21 protein-coding genes are annotated in these 23,659 nt (G+C 43.5%); 1 reads left to right on the forward strand and 20 read right to left on the reverse strand.

Annotated features, from left to right (window positions below):
• Positions 1–220 precede the first annotated feature (220 nt).
• The 18 genes from budA to rpsB all read right to left on the reverse strand — a co-directional run bounded on the left by budA (position 221) and on the right by rpsB (position 20,893).
• Positions 221–928: an acetolactate decarboxylase gene (budA, locus tag FFM84_RS03965; protein WP_130843298.1), complete on the reverse strand. Its 708-nt coding sequence runs from the start codon at positions 926–928 to the stop codon at positions 221–223.
• The gene (gene ribF, locus FFM84_RS03970) at positions 928–1,929 is read right to left on the reverse strand and encodes a riboflavin biosynthesis protein RibF (RefSeq protein WP_130843297.1); all 1,002 of its coding nucleotides are present in this window, start codon (positions 1,927–1,929) and stop codon (positions 928–930) included. Before ribF ends, budA begins: the two co-directional genes overlap by 1 nt.
• A gap of 12 nt (positions 1,930–1,941) precedes the next feature.
• Positions 1,942–2,865: a tRNA pseudouridine(55) synthase TruB gene (gene truB / locus FFM84_RS03975; RefSeq protein WP_130843296.1), complete on the reverse strand. Its 924-nt coding sequence runs from the start codon at positions 2,863–2,865 to the stop codon at positions 1,942–1,944.
• Between the two features lie 133 nt (positions 2,866–2,998).
• Positions 2,999–3,352, reverse strand: a complete 354-nt coding sequence (gene rbfA / locus FFM84_RS03980) for a 30S ribosome-binding factor RbfA (protein ID WP_130843295.1) — start codon at positions 3,350–3,352, stop codon at positions 2,999–3,001.
• 23 nt (positions 3,353–3,375) lie between these two features.
• On the reverse strand, positions 3,376–5,934 hold the full coding sequence (gene infB / locus FFM84_RS03985) for a translation initiation factor IF-2 (protein ID WP_130843294.1): 2,559 nt from the start codon (positions 5,932–5,934) through the stop codon (positions 3,376–3,378).
• 14 nt (positions 5,935–5,948) lie between these two features.
• Positions 5,949–6,254 carry a YlxQ-related RNA-binding protein gene (locus FFM84_RS03990; RefSeq protein WP_130843293.1) on the reverse strand — a complete coding sequence of 102 codons (306 nt, stop codon included), beginning with the start codon at positions 6,252–6,254 and terminating at the stop codon, positions 5,949–5,951.
• On the reverse strand, positions 6,244–6,543 hold the full coding sequence (gene rnpM / locus FFM84_RS03995; protein WP_130843292.1) for an RNase P modulator RnpM: 300 nt from the start codon (positions 6,541–6,543) through the stop codon (positions 6,244–6,246). Before rnpM ends, FFM84_RS03990 begins: the two co-directional genes overlap by 11 nt.
• A gap of 18 nt (positions 6,544–6,561) precedes the next feature.
• Positions 6,562–7,803: a transcription termination factor NusA gene (gene nusA, locus FFM84_RS04000; RefSeq protein ID WP_130843291.1), complete on the reverse strand. Its 1,242-nt coding sequence runs from the start codon at positions 7,801–7,803 to the stop codon at positions 6,562–6,564.
• A gap of 19 nt (positions 7,804–7,822) precedes the next feature.
• The gene (gene rimP, locus FFM84_RS04005) at positions 7,823–8,299 is read right to left on the reverse strand and encodes a ribosome maturation factor RimP (RefSeq protein WP_130843290.1); all 477 of its coding nucleotides are present in this window, start codon (positions 8,297–8,299) and stop codon (positions 7,823–7,825) included.
• A gap of 137 nt (positions 8,300–8,436) precedes the next feature.
• Positions 8,437–12,750, reverse strand: coding sequence for a PolC-type DNA polymerase III (locus FFM84_RS04010; RefSeq protein ID WP_130843289.1), 4,314 nt, complete (start codon positions 12,748–12,750; stop codon positions 8,437–8,439).
• A gap of 136 nt (positions 12,751–12,886) precedes the next feature.
• Positions 12,887–14,596: a proline--tRNA ligase gene (locus FFM84_RS04015; protein WP_130843288.1), complete on the reverse strand. Its 1,710-nt coding sequence runs from the start codon at positions 14,594–14,596 to the stop codon at positions 12,887–12,889.
• Positions 14,597–14,636: 40 nt separating this feature from the next.
• Positions 14,637–15,914, reverse strand: coding sequence for an RIP metalloprotease RseP (gene rseP, locus FFM84_RS04020; protein ID WP_130843287.1), 1,278 nt, complete (start codon positions 15,912–15,914; stop codon positions 14,637–14,639).
• A 43-nt stretch (positions 15,915–15,957) separates the two neighbouring features.
• Entirely contained in the window at positions 15,958–16,743 is a 786-nt protein-coding gene (locus tag FFM84_RS04025) for a phosphatidate cytidylyltransferase (RefSeq protein WP_130843286.1), read from the reverse strand.
• Positions 16,744–16,758: 15 nt separating this feature from the next.
• Complete coding sequence (uppS, locus tag FFM84_RS04030) at positions 16,759–17,538, reverse strand: undecaprenyl pyrophosphate synthase (RefSeq protein WP_130843285.1); 780 nt, start codon at positions 17,536–17,538, stop codon at positions 16,759–16,761.
• A gap of 121 nt (positions 17,539–17,659) precedes the next feature.
• Positions 17,660–18,223, reverse strand: a complete 564-nt coding sequence (frr, locus tag FFM84_RS04035) for a ribosome recycling factor (RefSeq protein ID WP_130843284.1) — start codon at positions 18,221–18,223, stop codon at positions 17,660–17,662.
• A 2-nt stretch (positions 18,224–18,225) separates the two neighbouring features.
• Entirely contained in the window at positions 18,226–18,948 is a 723-nt protein-coding gene (pyrH, locus tag FFM84_RS04040; RefSeq protein WP_130843283.1) for a UMP kinase, read from the reverse strand.
• Positions 18,949–19,106: 158 nt separating this feature from the next.
• Positions 19,107–19,985, reverse strand: coding sequence for a translation elongation factor Ts (tsf, locus tag FFM84_RS04045; RefSeq protein WP_130843282.1), 879 nt, complete (start codon positions 19,983–19,985; stop codon positions 19,107–19,109).
• Positions 19,986–20,086: 101 nt separating this feature from the next.
• Entirely contained in the window at positions 20,087–20,893 is an 807-nt protein-coding gene (gene rpsB / locus FFM84_RS04050) for a 30S ribosomal protein S2 (protein ID WP_130843281.1), read from the reverse strand.
• A 224-nt stretch (positions 20,894–21,117) separates the two neighbouring features.
• Here rpsB and FFM84_RS04055 point away from each other — a divergent pair, with 224 nt between their 5' ends.
• Positions 21,118–21,840: an HAD family hydrolase gene (locus FFM84_RS04055; RefSeq protein WP_130843280.1), complete on the forward strand. Its 723-nt coding sequence runs from the start codon at positions 21,118–21,120 to the stop codon at positions 21,838–21,840.
• Between the two features lie 32 nt (positions 21,841–21,872).
• Here the strand turns inward: FFM84_RS04055 and FFM84_RS04060 are convergent, their stop codons facing one another.
• Positions 21,873–22,481: a DJ-1/PfpI family protein gene (locus FFM84_RS04060; RefSeq protein ID WP_130843279.1), complete on the reverse strand. Its 609-nt coding sequence runs from the start codon at positions 22,479–22,481 to the stop codon at positions 21,873–21,875.
• A gap of 135 nt (positions 22,482–22,616) precedes the next feature.
• Positions 22,617–23,615 carry a D-2-hydroxyacid dehydrogenase gene (locus FFM84_RS04065; RefSeq protein WP_130843278.1) on the reverse strand — a complete coding sequence of 333 codons (999 nt, stop codon included), beginning with the start codon at positions 23,613–23,615 and terminating at the stop codon, positions 22,617–22,619.
• Between the last annotated feature and the right edge of the window lie 44 nt (positions 23,616–23,659).

Below are 23,659 nucleotides of genomic sequence, written 5' to 3' on the forward strand. Positions count from 1 at the left end.
TCTTTTTAGCACTTAACTTAATGGAGTGCTAATACAAGTACTAATATAACAACCCCATCTCTTAAAGTCAAGGAAAGACAAAGTTTTTTAGCAAAATAATTGGTCGAGTGCTAATTTTTAAAGCCTGTGACAAAAGGCGTTCTGAGACCGAGCATAGTTTTTTGGCGCACGTTTCGACCAAAAAAGAGCCCAGGCTCACATCTCCCAGACTCTTCGTCACCTACCGTTCAGCCGTATTAATTGCTGAATCAATCGTTTGATTATCAAATTGTGTCTGACGATAATCAGCATTGTCAATTGGCAAATGCACTTGAAAATCGGCAAATGATTGTAACTTCAAATCAGCATGGTCAATTTCAAAACCGAGTAAATGACCACCAAGTTGATGATCCGTACTCAAAAAGTGTAAATGGAACCCACCAACTGTCGCCCCTTGGAATAACTGTGGCGCATAATACCCAATAATTGTCCCAGTGACGTTATCGCCAACAAATTCAGGTTGTTTAGCGGTCGCTTCGACTAAGGTTGGGTATGGTTGAACTTGTTTTGGCGCCACTCGCGTCTTGATATGGGTAAACGTCCCATCAATCCGCACACCAGCAAAAACATTTTGCAGCTGATGCTCAGTGAGCAACTGTTGTTCAAAAGCCGCTTGCGTTAAATTAGTTAACGGTGTCGTCGCGGTGTCGTCTTCAAAGTGAACTGAAGCAAACGGTAACTTTTCGGTCGCCGCGATTTCACGAATCGCGCCATCTTCACGCGCTTGATAAGCATGGCCATCTAAAATGATGACTTCGCCATTTAAGCCTTCCAACGTCCCAATCCCGGTATCACCATGTTGCAACAATTCTGCGGCTGTAATCGTTCCCGTAAATAGACCAGGCACGAGTAATCCTAAGGTTCCATGTTGATAAATTGTACTTGTCATTAGTCTTCTTCAACCTCCTGAGTGGTTAGCATCACTTGTAATCGTGGTGTTGCTTGAAACGGTTGGGTCGCAAAGTACGCCCGCGTCGCTTGTTCATCCTGTTTTAATTGTTCAACGAGACCGGCAGCCCCATCAAACTTGATTTCTCCGCGCATCCGGTGACACCAACGCACTTTAACGTGAGTCCCATAAATATCACCTTTGAAGTCTAGTAAATTGATTTCGACGGTAATGGGCCGATGATCACCAAAAGTCACATTACGACCAACGGAAGCCATGCCGGGAATCCAAGTGCCGTTGACTTCGACCATGGTCGCATAAATGCCAATGCCTGGAACCCGCGTATTATTTGAATGGGCGACATTAGCCGTTGGAAAGCCAATTGTGCGTCCACGAGCTTCACCATGAACAATCGTCCCTTGAGTTTCATATTGGTAACCCAACAACTCATTAGCGTCATCAATCGCACCGGCATCCACTGCTTGACGAATACGCGTTGAGCTAATTTTTTCACGACCATCCACTGCCTTGGGTACTTCAATAATATTAAAACGACCACGTCCATAAATAGCCAGCTTCTGCATATTGGCAACATCGGCAGGACCATAAGTATAATCAAAACCAGCCACCACGGTTTGCGTATGAAGACCAACAATTAGCTGATCGACAAACGTTTGTGGGGGCATCGCGCCAACCTCAGCATCGAAATGCAAGACATATAAAATATCGACACCCATTTCAGCCATTAACTCGGCTTTTTCATCGACCGTCGTTAAATAGCGAACTTGTTGAGGATCCCGTTGTTGGAACACGACTGACGGGTGTTGATCAAATGTCATCACCGCTAGCTTAGCCTTTTGAGCTAAAGCTTCTTGTCGAGCCGCTTGAACCACTTGTTGATGACCACGATGCACCCCATCAAAAAAGCCGAGCGCCAAAACAATCGGGTCGGCCGGAATTTGATTAGCGGCATCGGGATAATTTAATTTAATGACCTGCATGACAAAGACTCCTTAATTCACTGAAAACATTTTTAACGGTTTATACCGTTGTTCTTTTTCGCGATAACTATACAGACATTTTATGCTGTCTTGATAAGTTAACGCAACAATCGTGTTCGCATCGGGATCAATTTGTTGCCCTTCGTCAGCGGTGATAAACGCGCCATTCTTAACGCGATCCCATTGTGCCGCGGTTAAGGCAACTTGTGGATACTCACTTAATGCGATATCGATTGGCGCTAGTAAATCACCGGCTGTTCCAGCTTCGACACTCGCTGCAATCTGTTCAAAGGTAACCGTTTGATCGAGCGTAAAGCCACCACTCTTTAGGCGGGTTAAATCACTCATCACCGCGGGCACACCAAGTTGCTTGCCGACATCAACAGCCAAGGTTCGGACATAGGTGCCTTTACTACAAGCGACGGTAAAATAAATCGTTTGGGTTTGCGTTGCAGCATCATAAGTCGCCGCTTCCCGCTGAACAAATTTCGTAATTTCAATTTGTCGTTTTGGTCGTTCAACAGTTTCACCATGGCGGGCATAGTCATACAATCGACGACCATTGACTTTCACCGCCGAAAACATTGGTGGGATTTGAGTAATCGATCCCGTCATTTTAGCTAAAGCCGCATCGATTTCGTCAGTCGTGAATGGCGTTGTGATTGCTTGTCGATCGACTTCTTCACCATCTAAATCTTCTGTCGTCGTGGCAAACCCTAAAGTGATACTCCCTTGGTATTCTTTGCCAGACGCCACCAAGAATTGCACCACTTTGGTAGCGTTCCCAATACAAATAGGCAAAACGCCATCAACATTAGGATCCAGCGTCCCTGAATGACCCACTTTTCTCGTTTGATATAATTTTCTAATTTTAGCAACGCAGTCAAAACTAGTGAGACCGCGTGGTTTATAGAGCGGTAAAATTCCGTTTGTCATAATTTACTCCTTAAAATTAACTCTGTTTAGTATAACACAACTTAATGACCAACCTCGGTAGCGGTACCAACTTCTAAAGGTATAAAAAAAGACAGTGATCAACTTGATCACTGTCTGAAAACTTGAACCGGTACTAATCCTGCCGTTTTAAGTTATTAATTAATTCATCAATCCGGCTCCCATATTGAACAGAAGTGTCCCGTTCAAAAATGAGTTCTGGCGTTTTATAGATACTCAACCGTGAGCCTAATTCACTACGAATTAAACCTTTAGCTTTTTCCAAACCAGTAGCGGTTTTTTCACCATCTGACGCCTTGTCAGATAAAATACTGTAGTAAATGGTCGCTTGTTGCAAGTCACCAGTCACCGTGACACCCGTAATCGTTAACCCAGATACCCGTGGATCACGGACCCGTTTTAACAAAATGTCATCGACTTCTTTTTGGATCTCTTGTTCTAGCCGACCAACCCGATAATGTTGTGCCATTTTAGTGCACCTCCTTAGGGGTATTATTCAATTGGAACTTCCTTCATCACATAAGCTTCAATCACATCATTAACCTTGATATCATTGTAGTCTTCAATCCGAAGTCCTAATTCGAAACCTTGTTTAACTTCTTTAACGTCATCCTTGAAACGACGTAGACTAGCTAACTTACCGTCATAAATGACGACGCCGTCACGGATCACCCGAACACCAGAATCACGATGAATGACACCGTCAGTGACCATCCCACCACCGATAGTCCCAATCTTAGAAACCTTGTAGATTTCACGGATTTCAGCTTGACCAGTGATTTTTTCTTCGTAGGTTGGTTCGAGCATCCCTTTCATCGCGCTTTCGATTTCATCGATTGCGTTGTAGATGACTTGATGCAAGCGAATGTCAACATCGTCAGTATCCGCTTGCGACTTCGCTTGTGGCGTAGGCCGGACGTTGAACCCAATAATAATCGCGTTACTTGCTTCGGCTAAAGCAACGTCACTTTCGTTAATGGCCCCAACGGCCGTATGAATAATGTTGACGCGAACACCTTCAACATCAATCTTACGTAAACTACCAGCTAACGCTTCAACAGACCCTTGTACGTCAGCCTTAATAATAACGTCAACTTCTTTAAGTTCACCTTGCTTCATTGAATCAAACAAGTTATCCAAAGTAACGTGATTAGTTGCTCGACGATCTTCCATTAACGCTTGTTTAGAACGTTGTTCACCAGCATCACGCGCCGTCTTTTCATCATCAAAGACGACGAAACGATCACCAGCTTCAGGCACGTCGCTCAACCCAGTAATTTCGATTGGTGTTGATGGACCAGCTTCTTCAATCCGATGGCCACTATCGTTGGTCATCGTCCGAACACGCCCATAGGTATTCCCAACGACGATTGGGTCACCAATGTGCATCGTCCCTTGTTGAACTAACAAGGTCGCAGTTGAGCCCTTCCCACGATCCAAACTAGCTTCCAAGACGGAACCAGCCGCGTTTTGATCAGGGTTAGCCTTTAATTCCAAGACTTCAGCTTGTAACAAGATCATTTCCAATAATTCATCTAAGTTTTTACCAAACTTAGCCGAAATTTGAACAAAGATCGTGTCGCCACCCCAGTCTTCTGGGATTAAATTGTATTCAGCCAATTGTTCGATGACATGGTTAGGATTGGCACCTGGCTTATCAATCTTGTTAACCGCCACGATAATTGGCACATTAGCTGCTTTCGCATGATTGATCGCTTCGATAGTTTGTGGCATGACCCCATCATCAGCCGCTACGACTAAGACAGTGATATCAGTAATATCAGCACCACGCGCCCGCATTTCGGTAAAGGCCGCATGCCCAGGTGTATCCAAGAAGGTGATGACTTTGCCATCATGTTTAACTTGGTAAGCCCCGATTGCTTGGGTGATCCCACCGGCTTCACCAGCCGTCACGTGCGTATGACGTAACTTATCCAATAAGGTCGTCTTACCATGGTCAACGTGTCCCATAACCGTGACAACGGGTGCCCGTGGTACGGCGTTTTCCATGTTTTTGTTTTCATCGTCGAAGAATTTATCCAAATCAGTCACATCGACTTGTACTTTTTCTTCAGCTTCGATGCCATAATCAGTCGCCAAAATTTCAATCGTATCTTTATCTAAAGATTGATTTTGGTTGACGGCAACGCCTAACATAAACAACTTCTTGATGATTTCAGCAGGTTCGCGATGCAAAATCTTACCCAAATCTTGAGCATTCATCCCGACCGTGTAAATCAACGTTTCTGGCAACGGCTTGTCCTTACGAACTGGCGCTGGCTTGTTGTTTACTTGGCGAATACGTTGGTTCTTACGGCTTTGTTTCTTATTGTTCCGACGTTTATTACCGTTACCACGATAACGACTACCGTTACTATTGTTTAAGCCACCACCGAAACGGCCACTACCATTACGGTTGCTATTGCTGTTACCGCCGTTGCTACGGTTTTGCGTGTTGTTACCGTTGCTAGAACGGTTAGCGCTACCGTTTGAACTGCGATTGCTGTTCGTGTTATTCCGGTTTTGGCTGTTGTTACCGCCATTTGACCGATTACTGTTATTGTTTGACCGATTAGCCGAGTTGTTGCTGCGGTTAGCACTGCTATTGTTCCGATTTTGTGACCCATTGGAACGATTTTGGCTATTATTAGTTGACCGCGTGTTCGTTGAGTTATTTGAACGTGAACCGTTGTTGCTATTATTCGTCCGGTTACCGTTATTACTCCGACTTTGGCTATGGTTATTATTATTACGATTATTATTCAAAGAATCACCACTCTGTTGATGACGCGAGTTGGATTGCTGCTCACTAGAAGCAGTTCGTGTCACATTTCCAGCTTCAGTATGTGAAGCTTGGCTAGTTGTTGCATTAGCCGATTGAGATTTAGGATGGGTGCCAACGCGAGCCTGCTTAAGTTGCTGGGCTTCATTGTCACCGAGGGTCGACATATGATTTTTAACGGTAAAACCCAATTGTTGCGCTTGAGCAATCAATTGTTTGCTCGGCACATTGAGTTCTTTGGCTAATTCATAAATCCGCTTTTTCCCCATCTTATCATCCTCCTTTAGTTCGTCATGATCGCAACCATTTTCTTGGCAAATCCGGCATCGGTAATCGCAATTATCGTCCGTTTTTTACCAGTGGCAGCATTCAATTCCGCCTTCGTAAAGGTATCGATCACTGGTACTTCATAAAATTGGGCCTTATCATGGAACTTCTTGGCGGTCGTGGGCCCCGCATCACTGGCAATAAAAACCAATTTTGCAGATTGATTTCGGATCGCGACAAGCGCTAAGTCTTCACCGGCAATCTGTTTTTGGGCACGCTGAGAAAGTCCCAGTAGGTTCAAGCAAGCTTGTTTAGGCGTCATCACCGAATAATTCCTTTCGGGCTTGTTGATGGTCAACATAAGCCACCAAGTCATCATAAAATTCAGTGCCAACTTTAATGCCAAACGCTTTGTCAAATGTTTTTTGCTTCTTAGCTTGTTCCGCAACTTTAACATCTAACGCAATGTAGGCACCTCGACCAGGCATTTTTCCTGTCGGATCAACGCTCACTTCATCTTGTTTATTCTTGACAACCCGGACTAGTTCTTTCTTGGGATGCATTTCACCCGTTACAATATCTTTACGTAACGGCACTTTTCTTTTTTTCATCAGCCCGACCTCCTTCAGTTATTCTGCAGCGCTATCAGCGGCATCATCACTGACAATAGCCGAATCTTCTTCAGGCATTGCATCAGCTGAATCTGCCGAGACAGGTGCATCATCATCAACGGTTAAGTCAGCAACGTCATCCGTAGCAACTGGTGTGACATCATCATCACTCGTCGTTTCAGTTTCAGCTGCAGCCACATCCGCTGTGTTTGCTTCCATTATATCAGATGCTTCAGTTTCCGATTTAATATCGATCTTGAAGCCAGTCAATTTAGCTGCTAAACGTGCATTTTGGCCGCGCTTACCAATGGCTAAAGATAATTGATAGTCTGGCACAACCACGGTACAACCGCGTTCGTTTTGTGGATCAAAAATGACATCCAAAACTTCCGCAGGATTCAAAGCATTCGCGATAAAGACGGCCGTATCATCGGTCCATTCAACGATATCCATGTTTTCACCATGAAGTTCATTCACAATGGTTTGAACCCGTTGACCTTTAGGTCCAACACAAGTCCCCACTGGATCAACATTAGGATTATTAGAACGAACCGCAACCTTGGCCCGATCGCCGGCTTCGCGAGCGATTGACACGATTTCAACGATACCATCAAAGATTTCAGGAACTTCTTGTTCAAACAACCGTTTTAACAAATCTGGCGCTGTCCGTGACACAAAGACTTGTGGTCCTTTAGTCGCGTTTTCAACCTTAGATACGAAGACCTTGATTTTATCATGAATCCGGTAAACTTCACCAGGTAATTGATCAGAGCGACCCATGACCGCTTCAACCTTACCTAAGCTAACATAAACAAATCGATTGTCTTGGCGTTCAACTTCACCCGTGACAATTTCATTTTCATATTGGCTATATTCATCAAAGATAATGCCACGTTCAGCTTCACGAACCCGTTGCATAATAACTTGTTTAGCCGTTTGGGCCGCAATCCGACCGAAGTTTTTAGGTGTGACTTCAAAACGAATATCATCACCAATTTCGTAAGCACGGTTGATTTCTAACGCGTCTTGTAAGCTCACTTCTAATCGTGAATCAAACACATCTTCAACCACTTCTTTAACCGCATAAACATGAATATTACCTTTAACTTGGTCAAAGTCAACTTCCACGTTTTGGGCTTGGCCGTAGTTCCGTTTGTAGGCAGAAACTAAGGCAGCTTCCAAAGCCTCAATCACAACTTCTTTTTTAATGCCTTTTTCTGATTCCAGGGTGTCTAAAGCCCCTAATAATTCCTTACTCATGCGTAAACTCCTTTGCTAATTAGAACTTAACAGCTAATCGCGCTTGGGCGATTTGTTGCCGATCAATGACCACCGTCTTATGGCGGGTTTTATCTAAATAATTAATTGTCAATGTTTCTGGGGTCACTTCAGCTAAATCGCCTTCGAAGACCTTTTTGCCATCAACTTTTTGATATAGCCCCACATGGACATATTGACCAATGGCATTTTGGTAATCGGCTTCTTTCTTCAATGGCCGTTCGGCACCTGGTGAAGAAACCTCCAAAAAGTACGCTTGGGGAATTGGATCAGGATCCATCGTATCTAACTTTTCACTTAATTCATCACTAACCATGGCACATTCTTCAATGTTAATGCCACCTGGCTTGTCGATATAGACTCTTAAGTACCAACTTTGCCCTTCTCTAACAAATTCAACATCAACTAATTCAAACTGGTGGGCCGCCACAATGGCCTGGGCCACCGGTTGAATTGTTTCAACAACATTACTGCTCACGTTGCGCCTCCTATCCAGATTAGTCCAATAAAAAGAGTGAGCATCGCTGCTCACTCGTTAACGAGTTTTAAATTACACTCATATAGTATCATAATTATGCATAATCCGCAACCCAGCGCCTTTTACAGCCACAAAATTTAGAACAAAGATAATTGGTTTTCGTCCGGTAACCCTTCTAAAACCCCATTATCAGTCATAAATTCAATCAACGTCTTCGAAACCTTCCCCCGTTTAGCTAAATCTTCTTTCGACAAGAATGGTTTATCTGCTCGCGCAGCCACGATTTGCTTGGCGACGTTTAGCCCCAGTCCGGGAACTGCCCGGAACGGTGCAATCAACGTGTCACCTTCAATAAGCCAATCTGCCGCATCAGATTTATCCAAATCAACCATCGAGAAGTTAAAGCCTCGTTCAACCATTTCGTTGGTTAATTCCATAACAGTTAGTAAGTTCTTTTCCTTCGTTGACGCATCCATGCCTTTATCAGTAATAGCTTTCATCGATGCCTTAATGGCTTCTTTACCGTGCGCCATCGCAACTAGGTCAAAGTCATCAGCCCGAACTGAGAAGTAGGCTGCATAATAAATAAGTGGGAAGTACACCTTAAAGTAAGCCACCCGCAACGCCATTAAAATATAAGCCGCCGCATGAGCCCGTGGGAACATATACTTAATCTTCAAACACGACTCAATATACCAATCAGGCACATTCGAATCTTTCATCGCTTGTTGCCAGTCATCTGGAATCCCACGGCCTTTCCGCACGTGTTCCATAATCTGGAACGACATATCGGATTCCATACCGTAGTGAATCAAGTCGGTCATGATGTTATCCCGACACCCAATAACCTCAGCTAACGTAACCGTGCCATCTTTAATTAATTCTTCCGCATTACCTAACCACACATCAGTCCCATGTGACAACCCTGAAATTTGTAAGAGTTCATTGAATGTCGAGGGATGCGTTTCTTCTAACATGCCGCGAACAAACCGCGTCCCGAATTCAGGAATACCTAGGGTCCCAGTTTTAGAGAAAATTTGATCTTCCGTGACACCTAACACTTCTGGACTTGAAAAGATTTTCATGACATTCGGATCGACTGGTGGGATACTTTCAGGCTCAATCCCAGATAAATCTTGTAACATCCGGATCATCGTCGGATCATCATGTCCCAGAATATCCATTTTCAAAATATTGTCATGGATCGAATGGAAATCAAAGTGGGTGGTTTGCCAAGCAGCGGTTTGATCATCAGCCGGGTATTGTACCGGCGTAAAATCATAAATGTCCATGTAATCGGGCACAATAATAATCCCAGCCGGATGTTGCCCAGTTGTCCGCTTAACTCCAGTTGTCCCTTTAGCTAAGCGATCAATTTCCGCATTTCGCAAATTTTGGCTGGTATCACGCTCATAAGCTTTAACGTAACCATAACCCGTCTTATCCGCAACTGTCCCAATAGTCCCCGCTCGATAAACATTCTTTTCACCGAACAAGACTTTGGTATAGTTGTGCGCAATCGGTTGATAATCTCCTGAGAAGTTCAAATCAATATCCGGAACCTTGTTCCCATAAAATCCCAAGAACGTTTCAAACGGAATATTTTGACCATCACGTACCATATCAGTCCCACATTCAGGACAATCTTTTGGTGGCAAATCATACCCTGACCCATATTCATTATTGACATAAAAATGCGAATATTGACATTTCGGACAACGATAATGCGCTGGCATCGGATTCACTTCAGTAATCCCAGATAAAGTCGCCACTAAACTTGACCCCACGGACCCCCGTGACCCAACTAAGTACCCATCTTTATTGGATTTATAAACCAAACGTTGCGCAATCAAATAAATAACGGAGAACCCATTACCGATAATACTCTTCAGTTCTTTATCGACTCGTTTTTGAACAATTTCTGGTAACGGCGTCCCATACCAAGCATGGGCGCGATCCATCGTTAATTGCTTGATTTCATCCTCAGCCCCAGGCATCCGCGGCGTATAGAGCTTGTCTTTAACCGGCTGCACATTTTCGAACCGGTTAGCAATCGCTTGAGAATTTTCAACCACAATTTTATGAGCCACATCTTCGCCTAAGAAACTAAAGTCTTTGAGCATCTCATCAGTCGTCTTAAAATGCACATCAGGACGTTCAGTCCGGTTCAACGGATTGGCACCGCCTTGTGAATGAATGAGGACCTTCCGATAAATTTTATCTTCAGGATTTAAGTAATGCACATCACCTGTCGCGACAACCGGAATGTCCAATTCATCACCTAATGAAACCATGTTGCCGATAATTTCTTCCAAATGTTGATTATCCGCGATGAGTTCACTCTCAAGCAATGGGGCGTAAGCTGCTTTGGGTTGCACTTCCAAAAAGTCATAGTAACTGGCTTTTTGCCGTGCTTCAGCAGCCCCTTTTTGCATCATGGCCGTAAAGACTTCACCACTAGAACAAGCCGAACCAACCAAAATGCCATCACGATATTTATTTAAAATACTTCGTGGCACTCGTGGTACCCGGTAATAATATTCCACGTTAGATAACGACACAATCCTAAACAAGTTCTTCAACCCGGCTTGTGTCTGTGCATATAGTGTCGCATGGAATGGTCGTGCATGCCGATAAGCCGCATTTTCATTCATATGGTCATTTAACTGATCATGAAAAGCCACGTCGTATCGTTCTTCCGCATCTTTTAGGAACAAATGATTCAAGTGACCCGTTGATTCCGCATCATAGATTGCCCGGTGATGATGTTCCAAATTAACGCCAAACTTTTTAGCTAACGTATTCAACCGATAACTCTTGAAAGTTGGATACAGCCAGCGCGCTAAGGTCAACGTATCAATAATTGGATTCTCAATTGGCCCCATATCATGACGCGCATAACCAGTATTCATAAACCCAATATCGAATGTGACGTTATGCCCAACGATAATCGCATCGCCGTAAAATTCACGGAACAATCGGAAAACTTCTTCTTCCGATTTCGATCCACGAACCATATCATCAGTAATACTGGTTAAGTTCGTCGTCGTTTCAGACAAATGAAAACCGGGATCGATGAATTCTTCAAACTGATCGACCACATTTCCCTTGACCATCTTGACCGCTGAAAGTTCGATCACTTTATCATAAATCGCTGACAACCCCGTTGTTTCCGTATCAAAAATGACATAGGTCGATTCTTTTAAATCGACGTGAGCATCGTTATACGCAATCGGTACCCCATCATCAACCATGTTGGCTTCGACCCCGTATAACACCTTAATGCCATTCTTTTGACCGGCCGCAAAGGCTTCAGGAAAGGCTTGGGCCCCTGAATGATCGGTCACCGCAATCGCCGGGTGCCCCCATTTAGCCGCCTGCTTCACAAAATCTGAGACACTATTGGTCGCATCCATTTGACTCATATTCGAGTGTAAATGCAATTCAACCCGTTTGTCGTCGGCTGGGGCATTATCTTGACGTGAGGCATGAGTGGTTTCGTTAATATCATAGGCGTTTAACGTTAAATCACGCATAAAGCTATCTTCTTGCACGGAACCACGAACACGAACCCACATGCCTGGTTTCATCGCCGCAAATTGGGCTTCATCATCGCTATTACGCGAGAACTTCTTCACAACCATCGACGAACTATAATCAGTCACTTTTAAAATCAACAGTTGTCGTTGTGACCGCAACGTCCGGACTTCCACATCAAAGACATAGCCTTCAATAATGACGGATCGTTCTTCTTCGGTAATTTGAACTAACTGTTTAGCTGGTTCAGCCGGATTGATGCCTTTCCCTAACTGAACAGGGCCTTCAATCGGTGCCGGTGCATCGGATTGTTGCCGCTTTTCATTAGCCTTTTTAATGGCCGCTTCCGCTTTTTTCGCTAATTCTTGATCAGATTTAGCTTTTTGCGCATGAAACGCTTGGATTTTGGCTTGCGAAGCTGATTCATCGATCATCGTGTGCACGGAAAACTTCGGAAAGCCGAGTGCTTGATAAGTCGATTCAATCGGACCTAACGCCTGATTGGTTAAAAAGCGTTGAATCACTTCATTTTCAGCCAGCAATAACACCCGATCATCTTCATAAGTGGGCACGTTACTATTGCATAACGATTGCACTAACGGTGAGGTAATCCCACTATTTTGCACGATCCACTCCCAATAATTCGCCAATTCTGTCGAGTTGACCGTGGTCTCATCGGTACTAATCATCACTTTAACCTCAGCGATATCGTGAAAAGCCAGTCGCAATTTATTTTGGAACGTCATAAACTGACTAAATGGTAAGACGTGTTGGAAATGTAAATGAAATTCCCAGATTTTTGACGTTTGATGAACAGTTAACTTATCAATCGTCGCATCAGCAAAACACGGATCATCTGGTAACTCGATTTGTTCAAGTAACTTCATAAACATTTCGTGCTGATTTAAGCTCACGCGGGCGCCTCCTTATCTAAAAAATGAACTAAAATCACCTAGTTTCACGGTGCTCGAAACTAGGTGATTTCTGCATACCCTAACTGTCTTAGTGTACGCATTTTTCAATTAACTTGCAATCATTCTTGTCTAACGTTTAATCAATGTTCTTCATCAAAACAGCCAAGTTGTTGGCAATTTCTTCTTGCTTAACTTCAAGTGTTTCGCCAGTTTGACGAAGTTTGATTTCGACGATGCCTTCGCTTGCTTTCTTACCGACCGTAATCCGAACAGGTAAGCCCATCAAATCAGAATCAGCAAACTTCACACCAGGACGTTCTTTACGATCATCGTAGAGGACTTTGTAACCCGCTGCTTCTAATTGTGCTTCAACTTGATCCGCAACTTCGACTTGTTCAGCCTTCTTAGGGTTAACTGGAATGACGTGGACATCAAATGGCGCAATTGCCTTTGGCCAAACTAGCCCATTATCATCAGCCCGTTGTTCCGCAATCGCTGACAGTAATCGAGAAACCCCGATCCCGTAGCAACCCATAATCACTGGAATATTACGACCATTTTGATCTAAGACTTCAGCATGCAAATCTTTAGAGTAACGTGTGCCTAGTTTGAAGATATGACCAATTTCAATTCCCTTAGTGAACTTCAAGACGCCGGCGCCATCAGGTGACAATTCCCCTTCTTGAGCAAAGCGGATGTCCACATAGTCTTCAGCGTGAAAATCACGTTCTGGATTGACATTCGTAAAGTGATGCCCATCTTCATTAGCACCTACCGTAATGTTAGCCATATCTTTGACATAAACATCCGCAATAATTTTCACATCATCACTGACATTAACTGGCCCTAATGATCCAAAGCTGGCACCAAGATAGTGTTTAGCTTGTTCAGGTGTCGCCATCTCTAAGAAATCGGCCCCTAAATAGTTCTTCAACTTAACATCATTAACTTCATGGTCACCACGAACTAACGCCATCACGGGCTCATCATCAGCCATGAATAAGATACTCTTTACAAGTTGATCAGCGCCAACCTTTAAGAAATCGGCCAATTCGTCGATCGTACCAACGCCTGGCGTTTCGATCTTTTCCATATCCTTTAATGACGCATGTGACTTCTTAGGCACATACAAACTACGGGCCATTTCTAAGTTAGCCGCGTAGTCACTAGCATCAGAATACACAATTGTATCTTCCCCAACTGGGGCAATCGCAGAATATTCGCGGGAGTCTTTCCCACCCATCGCACCACCGTCACCGATGATTGAGCGGAACTTCAATCCACATCGTTCAAAGATATTTTGATAAGCTTGCGCCATATCTTGGAACGTGCCATCCAATGAGTCTTCATCTGCATGGAATGAATAAGCATCCTTCATGATAAATTCACGACCACGAAGTAACCCATAACGTGGCCGATCTTCATCCCGATATTTAGCTTGGATTTGATATAACGTTAATGGTAATTTTTTATATGATTTAACTTCATCACGAATAATTGAGGTGAAGGTTTCTTCATGGGTTGGCCCCAAGATAAATTCACGATCATGACGGTTCTTTAGTTTGAACAATTCTGGCCCATAAGTTTCATAACGGCCGGTGGCTTGCCAGAGTTCCGCTGGAATGACTGCTGGCACTAACATTTCAGCCGCATCAATTTTTTCCATTTCTTGGCGAATAATCGCCTCAATTTTGGTCAATACTTGATAAGCCAATGGTAAGTACGCATACATACCAGCCGAAATTTGACGAATGTAGCCAGCCCGTAACATCATACGATGACTTAAGGCTTCAGCATCGTTAGGCACTTCTTTTAAGGTCGGAATTAACAACTTCGATTGTTTCATTTAGACATATTCTCCTTCATGGTCCTATTTTAATAATCGCTTAGAAGAAATATCGTTGGATATCGTTCCAAGTGACTAACACCATTAATAACATCAATAAACCAAACCCAATTAACGTAATCACGCTTTCTGTCTCCACTCGAAGTGGTTTTCCGCGAATACCTTCAATAATGTTTAGTAACAGCTTACCACCATCCAGTGCTGGAATCGGTAATAAGTTGACGATACCTAAGTTAATGGATAATACTGCAAGCAAGTAAATCACTTGCCGGATGCCGGACTTAGCGGCTTGCGAAGTGGTCGCAAAAATCGCCACTGGTCCGCCTAAATCATTTAAGCTAAATCCGTGAGTGACCATCCGACCCAAGACTTGAAAAATCTGAGTCGTGATGCTCCACGCACCCGTAAAGCCATAGGTCAACTTGGTACTCAACCGTGAGTCAGTATGACTGCCCCATTGTACCCCAATTTGACCAACGCGATTGCCCGAAACCGTCTTTGCTTTCGGCTTCACACTAACTGTTCGCGTTTGACCAGCCCGTTTAACACCTAATTTAACGGTCTTATTCGGACTATCTTGAATCAACACTGAAATCGATTGCGCACTGGTCATCTTTTTGCCATTAACGGACACAATCTGATCACCAGCTTTAATCCCAGCTTGACGGGCAACTGAATTAGCGGTTGTAGCAGCAACCTTCGTCGTAACGGTCGTAACGCCACCTTGCATGAAGGCTAAAATGGCAAACGTGATAATCGCCAAAATAAAGTTATTCATCGGCCCCGCAAAGTTGGTCAGCATCCGTTGCCAGAGTTTGGCCGATTGGAACTGAACGTCAACGGGGGCAATCTGAACTTCGGTGCCATCACTTTCAATAATCGTGGCATCATGATCTACTGGATACCGTTTAACTTCACTTTCGTCACCATTTTCATAGCCTTCAATCCAGAGTTCTTTTTCTAGATCACTAGCCGTCACTGATAACGGAATCCCATTAAACAAGGTCGTCTTCTTGCTGGCATTAATCGAATGAACCAAGCCATCCTGACCAACTTGTAAACTAATGGGGGTCCCGGGTTTAAGTTCGTCGTCTTCGTCATCCGCAACTCCAGCCATCCGCACATAACCACCGATCGGCAGTAATCGCAACGTATAGGTTGTGGCATTTCGACGGAACGCGACTGCCTTGGGGCCCATCCCAACTGAAAACTCTCGGACTAAGATCCCGGCCCGTTTAGCAAAGTAAAAGTGACCGAATTCATGCACAATTACCAAAATCCCAAAAACGATAATGAATGTAATAATTGTAACTATCAAGAAGTGGGTCCTTTCTTCCACTCACAGTGGAGGTCCTTAGTGATTAAAACAAGCCAAAGAGGTGAGCAATTGGAAAGACTAATAACATACTGTCAAAGCGATCTAAGATCCCACCATGGCCAGGTAAAATTTTACCAGAATCCTTGACCCCATAGTAACGCTTCAAGGCAGATTCCACCAAGTCTCCGAACTGACCAACGATCGATAAGATAATCGTGATCACTAACATACTGAGCCAATTTTGGTAACCGACTTGTAAGGCAAGTGCAAAGGCCGTGGCAATCACCACGCCAATCACACTCCCACCAACGCAGCCTTCCCAAGTTTTATTGGGGCTGATTGGCGTGACCTTATGTTTACCGAGCTTGCGGCCAACCATATAAGCACCACTATCAGTTGTCCAAACGATAAACATCAAATATAGTAACATTTCAACGTTAACACCACGAGCGGCCGTAAAATAGTTGAATCCCATCCCAATGTAGAAAATACCTAGCGTTAAGACGCCAGCATCATCAAATGAAAATCGATTCCGTGACCAAACCGTGTGTAATAACATTAAAATAATGAAGAAATAAACCACATAAGCTTTGTTCAATTGGTCTGGGAGACCATTAAACCAGCGATTAGGCGCAATTTCTACCATCACAGCCAACATACTGACAATCGCTTCAAACGAAATCAGCAGTTTTTTCCGCATAATTAACAATTCTGACATCGCGATCGCCCCAAGCAGCATCGCCACAATATCCAAGGTTACCCCACCAATAAAAATGACGGGAATAAACAAGATTAGCGCAATAACCGCCGTAATGACGCGTTGTTTCATAAGCTAAAACTCCCTTTATTTATGATCCGACAGCCCCCCAAAGCGTCGATCACGGTGTTGAAAATCCGCGATACAAGCTTTTAAGGTTGTCGCTGTAAAATCTGGCCATTTAACATCTGTAAAGACCAGTTCACTATAGGCAATTTGCCAAAGCAAAAAGTTTGAGATCCGTTCTTCACCACTCGTCCGAATCAACAGGTCAGGATCGTGATATTGACCGAGCGCTGACGTCATCAAAGCATCGTCAACAGTACGTTCATCAATTTGATCAACCGTTAACTTACCAGCTTGTACCTGTTGTGCAATGGCTTGAATCCCAGTCACCATTTCAGCGCGTGAGCCGTAATTAAGTGCAAAATTCAAAACCATCCCATCACACGCTTGCGTATCAGCAACCGCATCACGGACCGCCTTTTGGGTCTTAGCTGGCAATTGATCCGTATAGCCCATCACTTGGACACGGACATTGTGCTTAACCAAATCAGGGACAAACGTATCAAAAAAGCTAACCGGTAACTGCATCAAATAGTTGACTTCATCAGTCGGACGTTTCCAGTTTTCTGTTGAAAAGGCATAAAGGGTGAGCACCTTGACCCCTAAATCGCTAGCTGCGATTGTGATCTTTTTGACGGTGTTCATGCCTTCTTTGTGTCCAGCCACGCGTGGTAAATGCCGTGACTTGGCCCAGCGACCGTTACCATCCATAATAATGGCCACGTGAGCTGGAATGCGTTGCGCATCTAATTCAACGTTCTCATCAGTTGCTGGATCATTTTTATTAAAAAAAGCGAACAAGTTGCACCTCCAAAAAAAAGCTTAACCAAGCACTATTTTACCAAAAAAAGCGCCATTAAACTATCTTCAACAAAAAAAGGCTTGAATTTCTTCAAGCCTTTTTAAACAATCCGTACTCAAATTAACCTTCGAGTACTTCTTTTTCTTTGTCAGCCACAATCGCATCAACATCTTTGATGGCTTGATTGGTCAACTTTTGCGTTTGATCTTCAAGATCATGTAATTGATCGTCAGTAAAGTCGCCATTCTTATGGCCCTTCTTCAAGGCATCCATGGCGTCACGACGAACATTACGAACGGCAACCTTGGCACGTTCACCTTCGGCCTTAACGTCCTTAGCCAATTCTTTCCGGCGTTCTTCCGTCAATTGTGGAATCACTAACCGGATAGCCGACCCATCGTTAGCTGGGCTAATACCTAAGTCAGAAGCTAAAATAGCTTTTTCGATTTCTTTTAAAGCTGACTTATCAAATGGTGTTACCATTAACACCCGTGGTTCAGGCGTACTAATTGCGGCCATTTGGTTTAATGGGGTCAAAGTCCCATAATAATCAGCGGAAATCCGGTTCAATAAAGACGCATTGGCACGACCAGCCCGGATATTTCCGAGTTCGCGTTGCAATGAGGCTTCCGCTTTTTTCATCTTATCTTGTGCTGCAGTTAAAATTGGTTCTGTTGCTGCCATTGTTATTTCCCCCTAACAGTTGTTCCGATATGTTCACCGGCAACCACTTTCCGAATATTGCCAGCTTGGTTCAAGTTGAAGACAACGACTGGAATATCATTATCCATCGATAATGAACTAGCAGTTGTATCCATAACTTGTAACCCTTTGTTGATAATATCAAGGTGAGTCAATTCGTCGAATTTAACAGCATTGGCATCCTTGTTAGGATCAGCTGAATAAACACCATCAACGCCGTTTTTAGCCATTAAAATCGCATCTGCGTTAATTTCAGCTGCGCGTAAGGCCGCCGTTGTATCAGTTGAGAAGTAAGGACTTCCAGTCCCACCAGCAAAGATGACAATCCGACGTTTTTCAAGATGCCGCATGGCCTTGCGTCGAATGTATGGTTCAGCAATTTGGCGCATTTCAATAGAGGTTTGTACGCGAGTTGGTACCCCAATTGATTCCAAGTTATCTTGTAACGCCAAGGCGTTCATGATGGTGGCTAACATACCGATATAATCGGCTTGGGCCCGTTCCATACCCATTTGGGCACCGGCTTCACCACGCCACATATTACCGCCACCAACAACAATCGCAATTTGGACGCCCAAATCATAAACATCCTTCAATTCTTCAGCAACCGTTTTGATTACTGGTGGGTTAATCCCGAAGCCCTTTTCGCCAGCTAAGGCTTCACCGCTTAACTTTAGGATCACACGCTTATATTTAACTTCCGACATCGTTTTGTCCTCCTCAAGCTTATCTGCATCTATTTTACCATAATATTTATATCGACTGATACTTTCACACCAATTCGGTGCCTAAAAGCTTCCTGGCCGTAAAAAAAGGATTGCGACAAAACAATGTTTTGTGCAATCCCCCTTAATCAGACTAAAATTTAGTCTTTGATTTGGCTCATAATTTCATCAACGAAATTACCAGTTTGCTTTTCGATGCCTTCGCCGACTTCGAAACGAACAAAGGTGTTAACCTTGCCGCCCTTAGATTCAACGAAATGTGCAACAGTTTGGTCAGAATCCTTAACGAATTCTTGATCATCCAAACTGATTTCTGAAAGCCACTTGTTCAAACGGCCTTCAACCATTTTTTCAACGATCTTTTCAGGTTTGCCTTCGTTCAAAGCTTCCTTAACTAAAACGTCTTTTTCATGAGCTAACGTTTCAGCAGGCACTTGTTCGCGAGAAACGTATTCTGGGTTGATGGCAGCAACGTGCATGGCAACGTCTTTAGCTGCATCTTCATCAGCGCCATCTAAGACAACTAACGCGCCAATTTGGCCACCATTATGGATGTATGAACCAAAGTTTTGGTCAGCGCCCTTTTCGATCACTTTGAAACGACGTAAGCTGATTTTTTCACCAGTCACTTGAGTCGTGGCAATAACAGCATCGTTAATGGTGCCCTTGTCAGAAGCTAAAGCTAAGGCTGCGTCAACTGATTCTGGTGCTTCATCAGCAATCTTGTCAGCAATTTCAGCAACTAAAGCTTTGAAAGGATCACTTGAGGCAACGAAGTCAGTTTCAGAGTTAACTTCAACGATCGCAGCATGGTCGCCTTTAATGGCAACGGCAGCCATCCCTTCAGCAGCAACACGGCCACTCTTCTTTTCAGCTTTAGCAACACCTTTTTCGCGTAAAACGTCAACGGCTTTTTCCATGTCGCCTTCAGTTTCAACTAACGCTTTTTTAGCGTCCATCATACCAACACCGGTTTTATCACGGAGTTCTTTAACTTGTGCTGCAGAAATCTTTGCCATAGTTTACTCTCCTTTGAGCATGTTTGATTTTATATAAAAAGCTGCCCTCAAAATCAGGCCGATAAGGTCCACGACTTTTAAGACAGCCTAATTTATTTCAATTATTTTTTGTCAGACTTAGCGTCGTTGTCGCCTTCAACAGCTTCAACGATATCTTCTAAAGAATCAACTGACTTTTTAGCGTCTTTGTTGTCTTTAAATGAGTCTTCGGTAACATCTTCGTCTTCACCTTGACGACCTTCAATAACAGCATCAGCCATTTTTGAAGTCAACAAACGAACGGCACGAATAGCGTCATCGTTTGATGGGATGATAACATCGATATCATCAGGATCAGTGTTGGTATCAACCATCGCAACGATCGGAATGTTCAATTTTTGAGCTTCCTTGACGGCGATTTGTTCCTTACGAGGATCAACGATGAACATCACATCTGGGATGCGAGGCATGTCTTCGATACCACCCAAGAATTTTTCAAGCTTAGCACGTTGCTTGATTAATAATGAAACTTCCTTCTTAGGTAAACGATCGAAAGTACCGTCTTCTTCCATCTTCTTCAATTGCTTAAGACGCTTGATCCGAGTTTGGATGGTGTTCCAGTTAGTCAAAGTCCCACCTAACCAACGATGGTTAACGTAGTATTGACCAGCACGGGTAGCTTCTTCTTCGATTGAGTCTTGGGCTTGTTTCTTAGTCCCAACAAACAAGATAACGCCATCATCAGCAGCGGCATCCTTAACGAAGTTGTAAGCAGAATCGATCATCTTGACCGTCTTTTGTAAGTCAATGATGTAAATGCCGTTCCGTTCCGTAAAGATGTATGGTTTCATCTTTGGGTTCCAACGACGAGTTTGGTGACCGAAATGGACACCGGCTTCAAGCAATTGTTTCATAGAAATAACAGCCATAATATATGTGCCTCCAAAAATTTTGTTTTTTCCTCCTCATGGCTCACTTGACAGCAGAACTCTTCCGAGCACGACTACCATCATCACCACAAGTGTGAATTGGTGTTTTAGCACCGAAAGATAGTATACCGAAAAATAAAGACGCTTGCAAGAAGTTTCATTCAGAATTTGTAATTTTTCAATTGTATGCTAAACTATTTTTCGCATAGGAGGCTCAATTAAACATGATCAAAGCGATTATTTTTGATGTAGATGATACCCTCTACGATCAAAAATCACCAGTTGAGACTGCCTTAGCGCAAACATTAGACCACGCGCTATCGGCGTCTGAACTGGCCGTCATTTTCAATCGGTTTCGTGACTTTACGGATCACACCTATCATCAAGTGATGACCCATGAGTTGACCCTCAAGGCTTGGCAAACCGCTCGTTTGCGGCACGCCTTAGCCCTATTGAACCTGCCTACAATTAGTACCGATTGGGCCATTCAATTCGAGATGGCTTACCAGCAGGCTTTAAAAAAGATTCAACTATTCAGTGGTTTGAGCACAACCTTGGCTAAGCTCAGTCATCATTTTCAGATCGGCATCATTACCAATGGTCCGACTGAAATCCAACGTCAGAAATTGCATCAATTGCAAATTGAACGATACGTTCACGCTGACAATATTTTCATTGCTGAAACGCTAGGAATTGCCAAGCCTGACCCATCAATCTTCACCACTTGGGCCCATCAGGCTGGCATTCGTGCCAATCAAGCTGTCTATGTTGGTGACAACGCCACGTTAGATATGTCTGGCGCCAAACACGCTGGTTGGCAAACATTTTGGTTTAACCATCGACAGGCCTTAGCCACATCATCAACTGTCATTCCAGACCAAACGATCGAAACACCTGACGAGTTGAGCGACTTGCTCATGGCCCTCGTTCAAGCAGTCACGATTTAACCGATTGCGTTAGTTAAGCTTAGGCGACCTGCCTAAGCTTTTTTTGTTGCCGTAGTTTTAAACGGATCACCATACTGCTGACAATAGTTGGTATACCCAAGTTGTTGTAAGTTTAATGTTTGTTGATCCTGATCAGTGAACAAATCTAGCTGTTTGAGTACGGCCTTCGCAAAGTCAATTGCGGCTGTACCGTTGGCCGTCACTAGATTACGATCCGCTACGACTTGCGTGGCTTCAAAATCTTTTGGATTCTGATAAGCTGCCGCGTTCTGCCACAAAATTTGCGCATTGCCAGTATGTCGATAGCCGGTGAGCAAGCTGCGTGTCGCTAAGTAATCCACCGCCCCGCAAATCGCCCCAACGATTGTCCCTTGAGTTAACCGTGTCTTTAAATAGGCCGTTAATGTTGGTAAGTCTCGTTGCCATGACTGTCCACCAATCAAAACAACCAAATCCACAACACTAGGTAGCGCCGTTAATTGCACATCGACCGTTGTGGTAAATCCACCAATTGAGTGCACTGTTGGTTGATCAGACGCCGTTATAATATGCCAATCTTGCCGTTGATTTAATTGTCCCGCTAAATATGCTGGCTCCCAGTCCGCATATTGATCCAACATCACAAATAAAGCTGTTTGCATTTTTATAATCCCCTTTTTTTGATGACTATGTTCTTAGTATAGTGATTATAACAGCCAAGCACAAACATACGTTCTAAAAAGATTTAAAAAAACACGCCATCCGAAGATGAGCGTGTTTTTAGCAATAATCAGAAATTAGTCAAACTTAACTTGCGTATCAGCTTTACCAGTTTCGATAAATTGTTTGTTACTGTTCATTGAAACGTGAACCATGTTATGAACGGCAGTTTCAGTATAGAAAGCAGTATGTGGTGTGATTAAAACGTTGTCGCGGTTGAACAAGTTCATGAAGACCTTGTCATCAATCGTTTGACCTTCTAAGTCTTTGTTGAAGATCTTAGTTTCGTATTCATAAGTGTCAAGCGCAGCACCGGCAACTTTGCCGCTGTCTAAAGCCTTGATCAAATCTTCTGAATCGATGAGTGTCCCACGGGCAAAGTTCAAGATGTAGGCGCCATCTTTCATCTTGCTGAAGGCATCCGCATTTAACATGTGGTAGTTATCCTTCAAGGCAGGAACGTGTAAAGTAATAACGTCAGCTTGGGCGTATAATTCGTCCAAGGTATCAACGTACATACCTTCTTTTTCAAGTTCAGCGTTACGGTAAACATCGTAACCGATAACCTTTGCGCCGAAACCTTTGAAGATATCGATAGCAGCACGACCAATACGGCCAGTACCAACAACACCAACAGTCATGGTGTTTAATTCTTTAGCAATATCTGGAGCCCAACGGAAGTCTTGCTTAGCTAACTTCTTGTTGAACAATGGGGTTTGACGTAATAATTGCATCAATTGCGTTACTGATAATTCAGCAATCGCATTTGGTGAATATGCTGGTACATTAGAAATGTTTAAGCCACGAGCTTTAACAGTAGGAACGTCCAAGTTATCAACACCAACGTTACGAAGAGAAATGTTCTTAACCCCTTCGTCAGCCAACTTGTTTAATACTTCAGCAGTATAGTCTTTTTGTTGGTATACATCGGCACCGTCGAAGCCTTTAGCTAAATCAACGTTGTCTTCAGTAAGTAATTCTGGAACCAATTTAACTTCAACATCTGGGTTTTCTTTCATCCAAGTATCGAAGAAAGGACGTTCGTCGTCACGTACAGCATAAGCAATAATTTTCATTACAAGAATTCCTCCTATATATTGATACAGTAAATATTATAACA

This window comes from Lactiplantibacillus mudanjiangensis, assembly GCF_005405385.1.
Classification (GTDB): Bacteria; Bacillota; Bacilli; order Lactobacillales; family Lactobacillaceae; genus Lactiplantibacillus; species Lactiplantibacillus mudanjiangensis.

Bases quoted from the DNA above. Each gene is read 5' to 3' on its own strand.
- infB (WP_130843294.1), bottom strand. From the start codon at position 5,934: ATGGGGAAAAAGCGGATTTATGAATTAGCCAAAGAACTCAATGTGCCG.
- FFM84_RS03990 (WP_130843293.1), bottom strand. From the start codon at position 6,254: ATGACGCCTAAACAAGCTTGCTTGAACCTACTGGGACTTTCTCAGCGT.
- pyrH (WP_130843283.1), bottom strand. From the start codon at position 18,948: ATGTCGGAAGTTAAATATAAGCGTGTGATCCTAAAGTTAAGCGGTGAA.
- nusA (WP_130843291.1), bottom strand. From the start codon at position 7,803: ATGAGTAAGGAATTATTAGGGGCTTTAGACACCCTGGAATCAGAAAAA.
- rbfA (WP_130843295.1), bottom strand. From the start codon at position 3,352: ATGGCACAACATTATCGGGTTGGTCGGCTAGAACAAGAGATCCAAAAA.
- truB (WP_130843296.1), bottom strand. From the start codon at position 2,865: ATGACAAACGGAATTTTACCGCTCTATAAACCACGCGGTCTCACTAGT.
- budA (WP_130843298.1), bottom strand. From the start codon at position 928: ATGACAAGTACAATTTATCAACATGGAACCTTAGGATTACTCGTGCCT.
- FFM84_RS04060 (WP_130843279.1), bottom strand. From the start codon at position 22,481: ATGCAAACAGCTTTATTTGTGATGTTGGATCAATATGCGGACTGGGAG.
- rpsB (WP_130843281.1), bottom strand. From the start codon at position 20,893: ATGGCTGTTATTTCTATGAAACAATTGCTTGAAGCCGGTGTCCATTTC.
- FFM84_RS04025 (WP_130843286.1), bottom strand. From the start codon at position 16,743: ATGAAACAACGCGTCATTACGGCGGTTATTGCGCTAATCTTGTTTATT.
- frr (WP_130843284.1), bottom strand. From the start codon at position 18,223: ATGGCAGCAACAGAACCAATTTTAACTGCAGCACAAGATAAGATGAAA.
- tsf (WP_130843282.1), bottom strand. From the start codon at position 19,985: ATGGCAAAGATTTCTGCAGCACAAGTTAAAGAACTCCGTGATAAAACC.
- FFM84_RS04055 (WP_130843280.1), top strand. From the start codon at position 21,118: ATGATCAAAGCGATTATTTTTGATGTAGATGATACCCTCTACGATCAA.
- ribF (WP_130843297.1), bottom strand. From the start codon at position 1,929: ATGCAGGTCATTAAATTAAATTATCCCGATGCCGCTAATCAAATTCCG.
- rnpM (WP_130843292.1), bottom strand. From the start codon at position 6,543: ATGAAAAAAAGAAAAGTGCCGTTACGTAAAGATATTGTAACGGGTGAA.
- FFM84_RS04065 (WP_130843278.1), bottom strand. From the start codon at position 23,615: ATGAAAATTATTGCTTATGCTGTACGTGACGACGAACGTCCTTTCTTC.
- FFM84_RS04015 (WP_130843288.1), bottom strand. From the start codon at position 14,596: ATGAAACAATCGAAGTTGTTAATTCCGACCTTAAAAGAAGTGCCTAAC.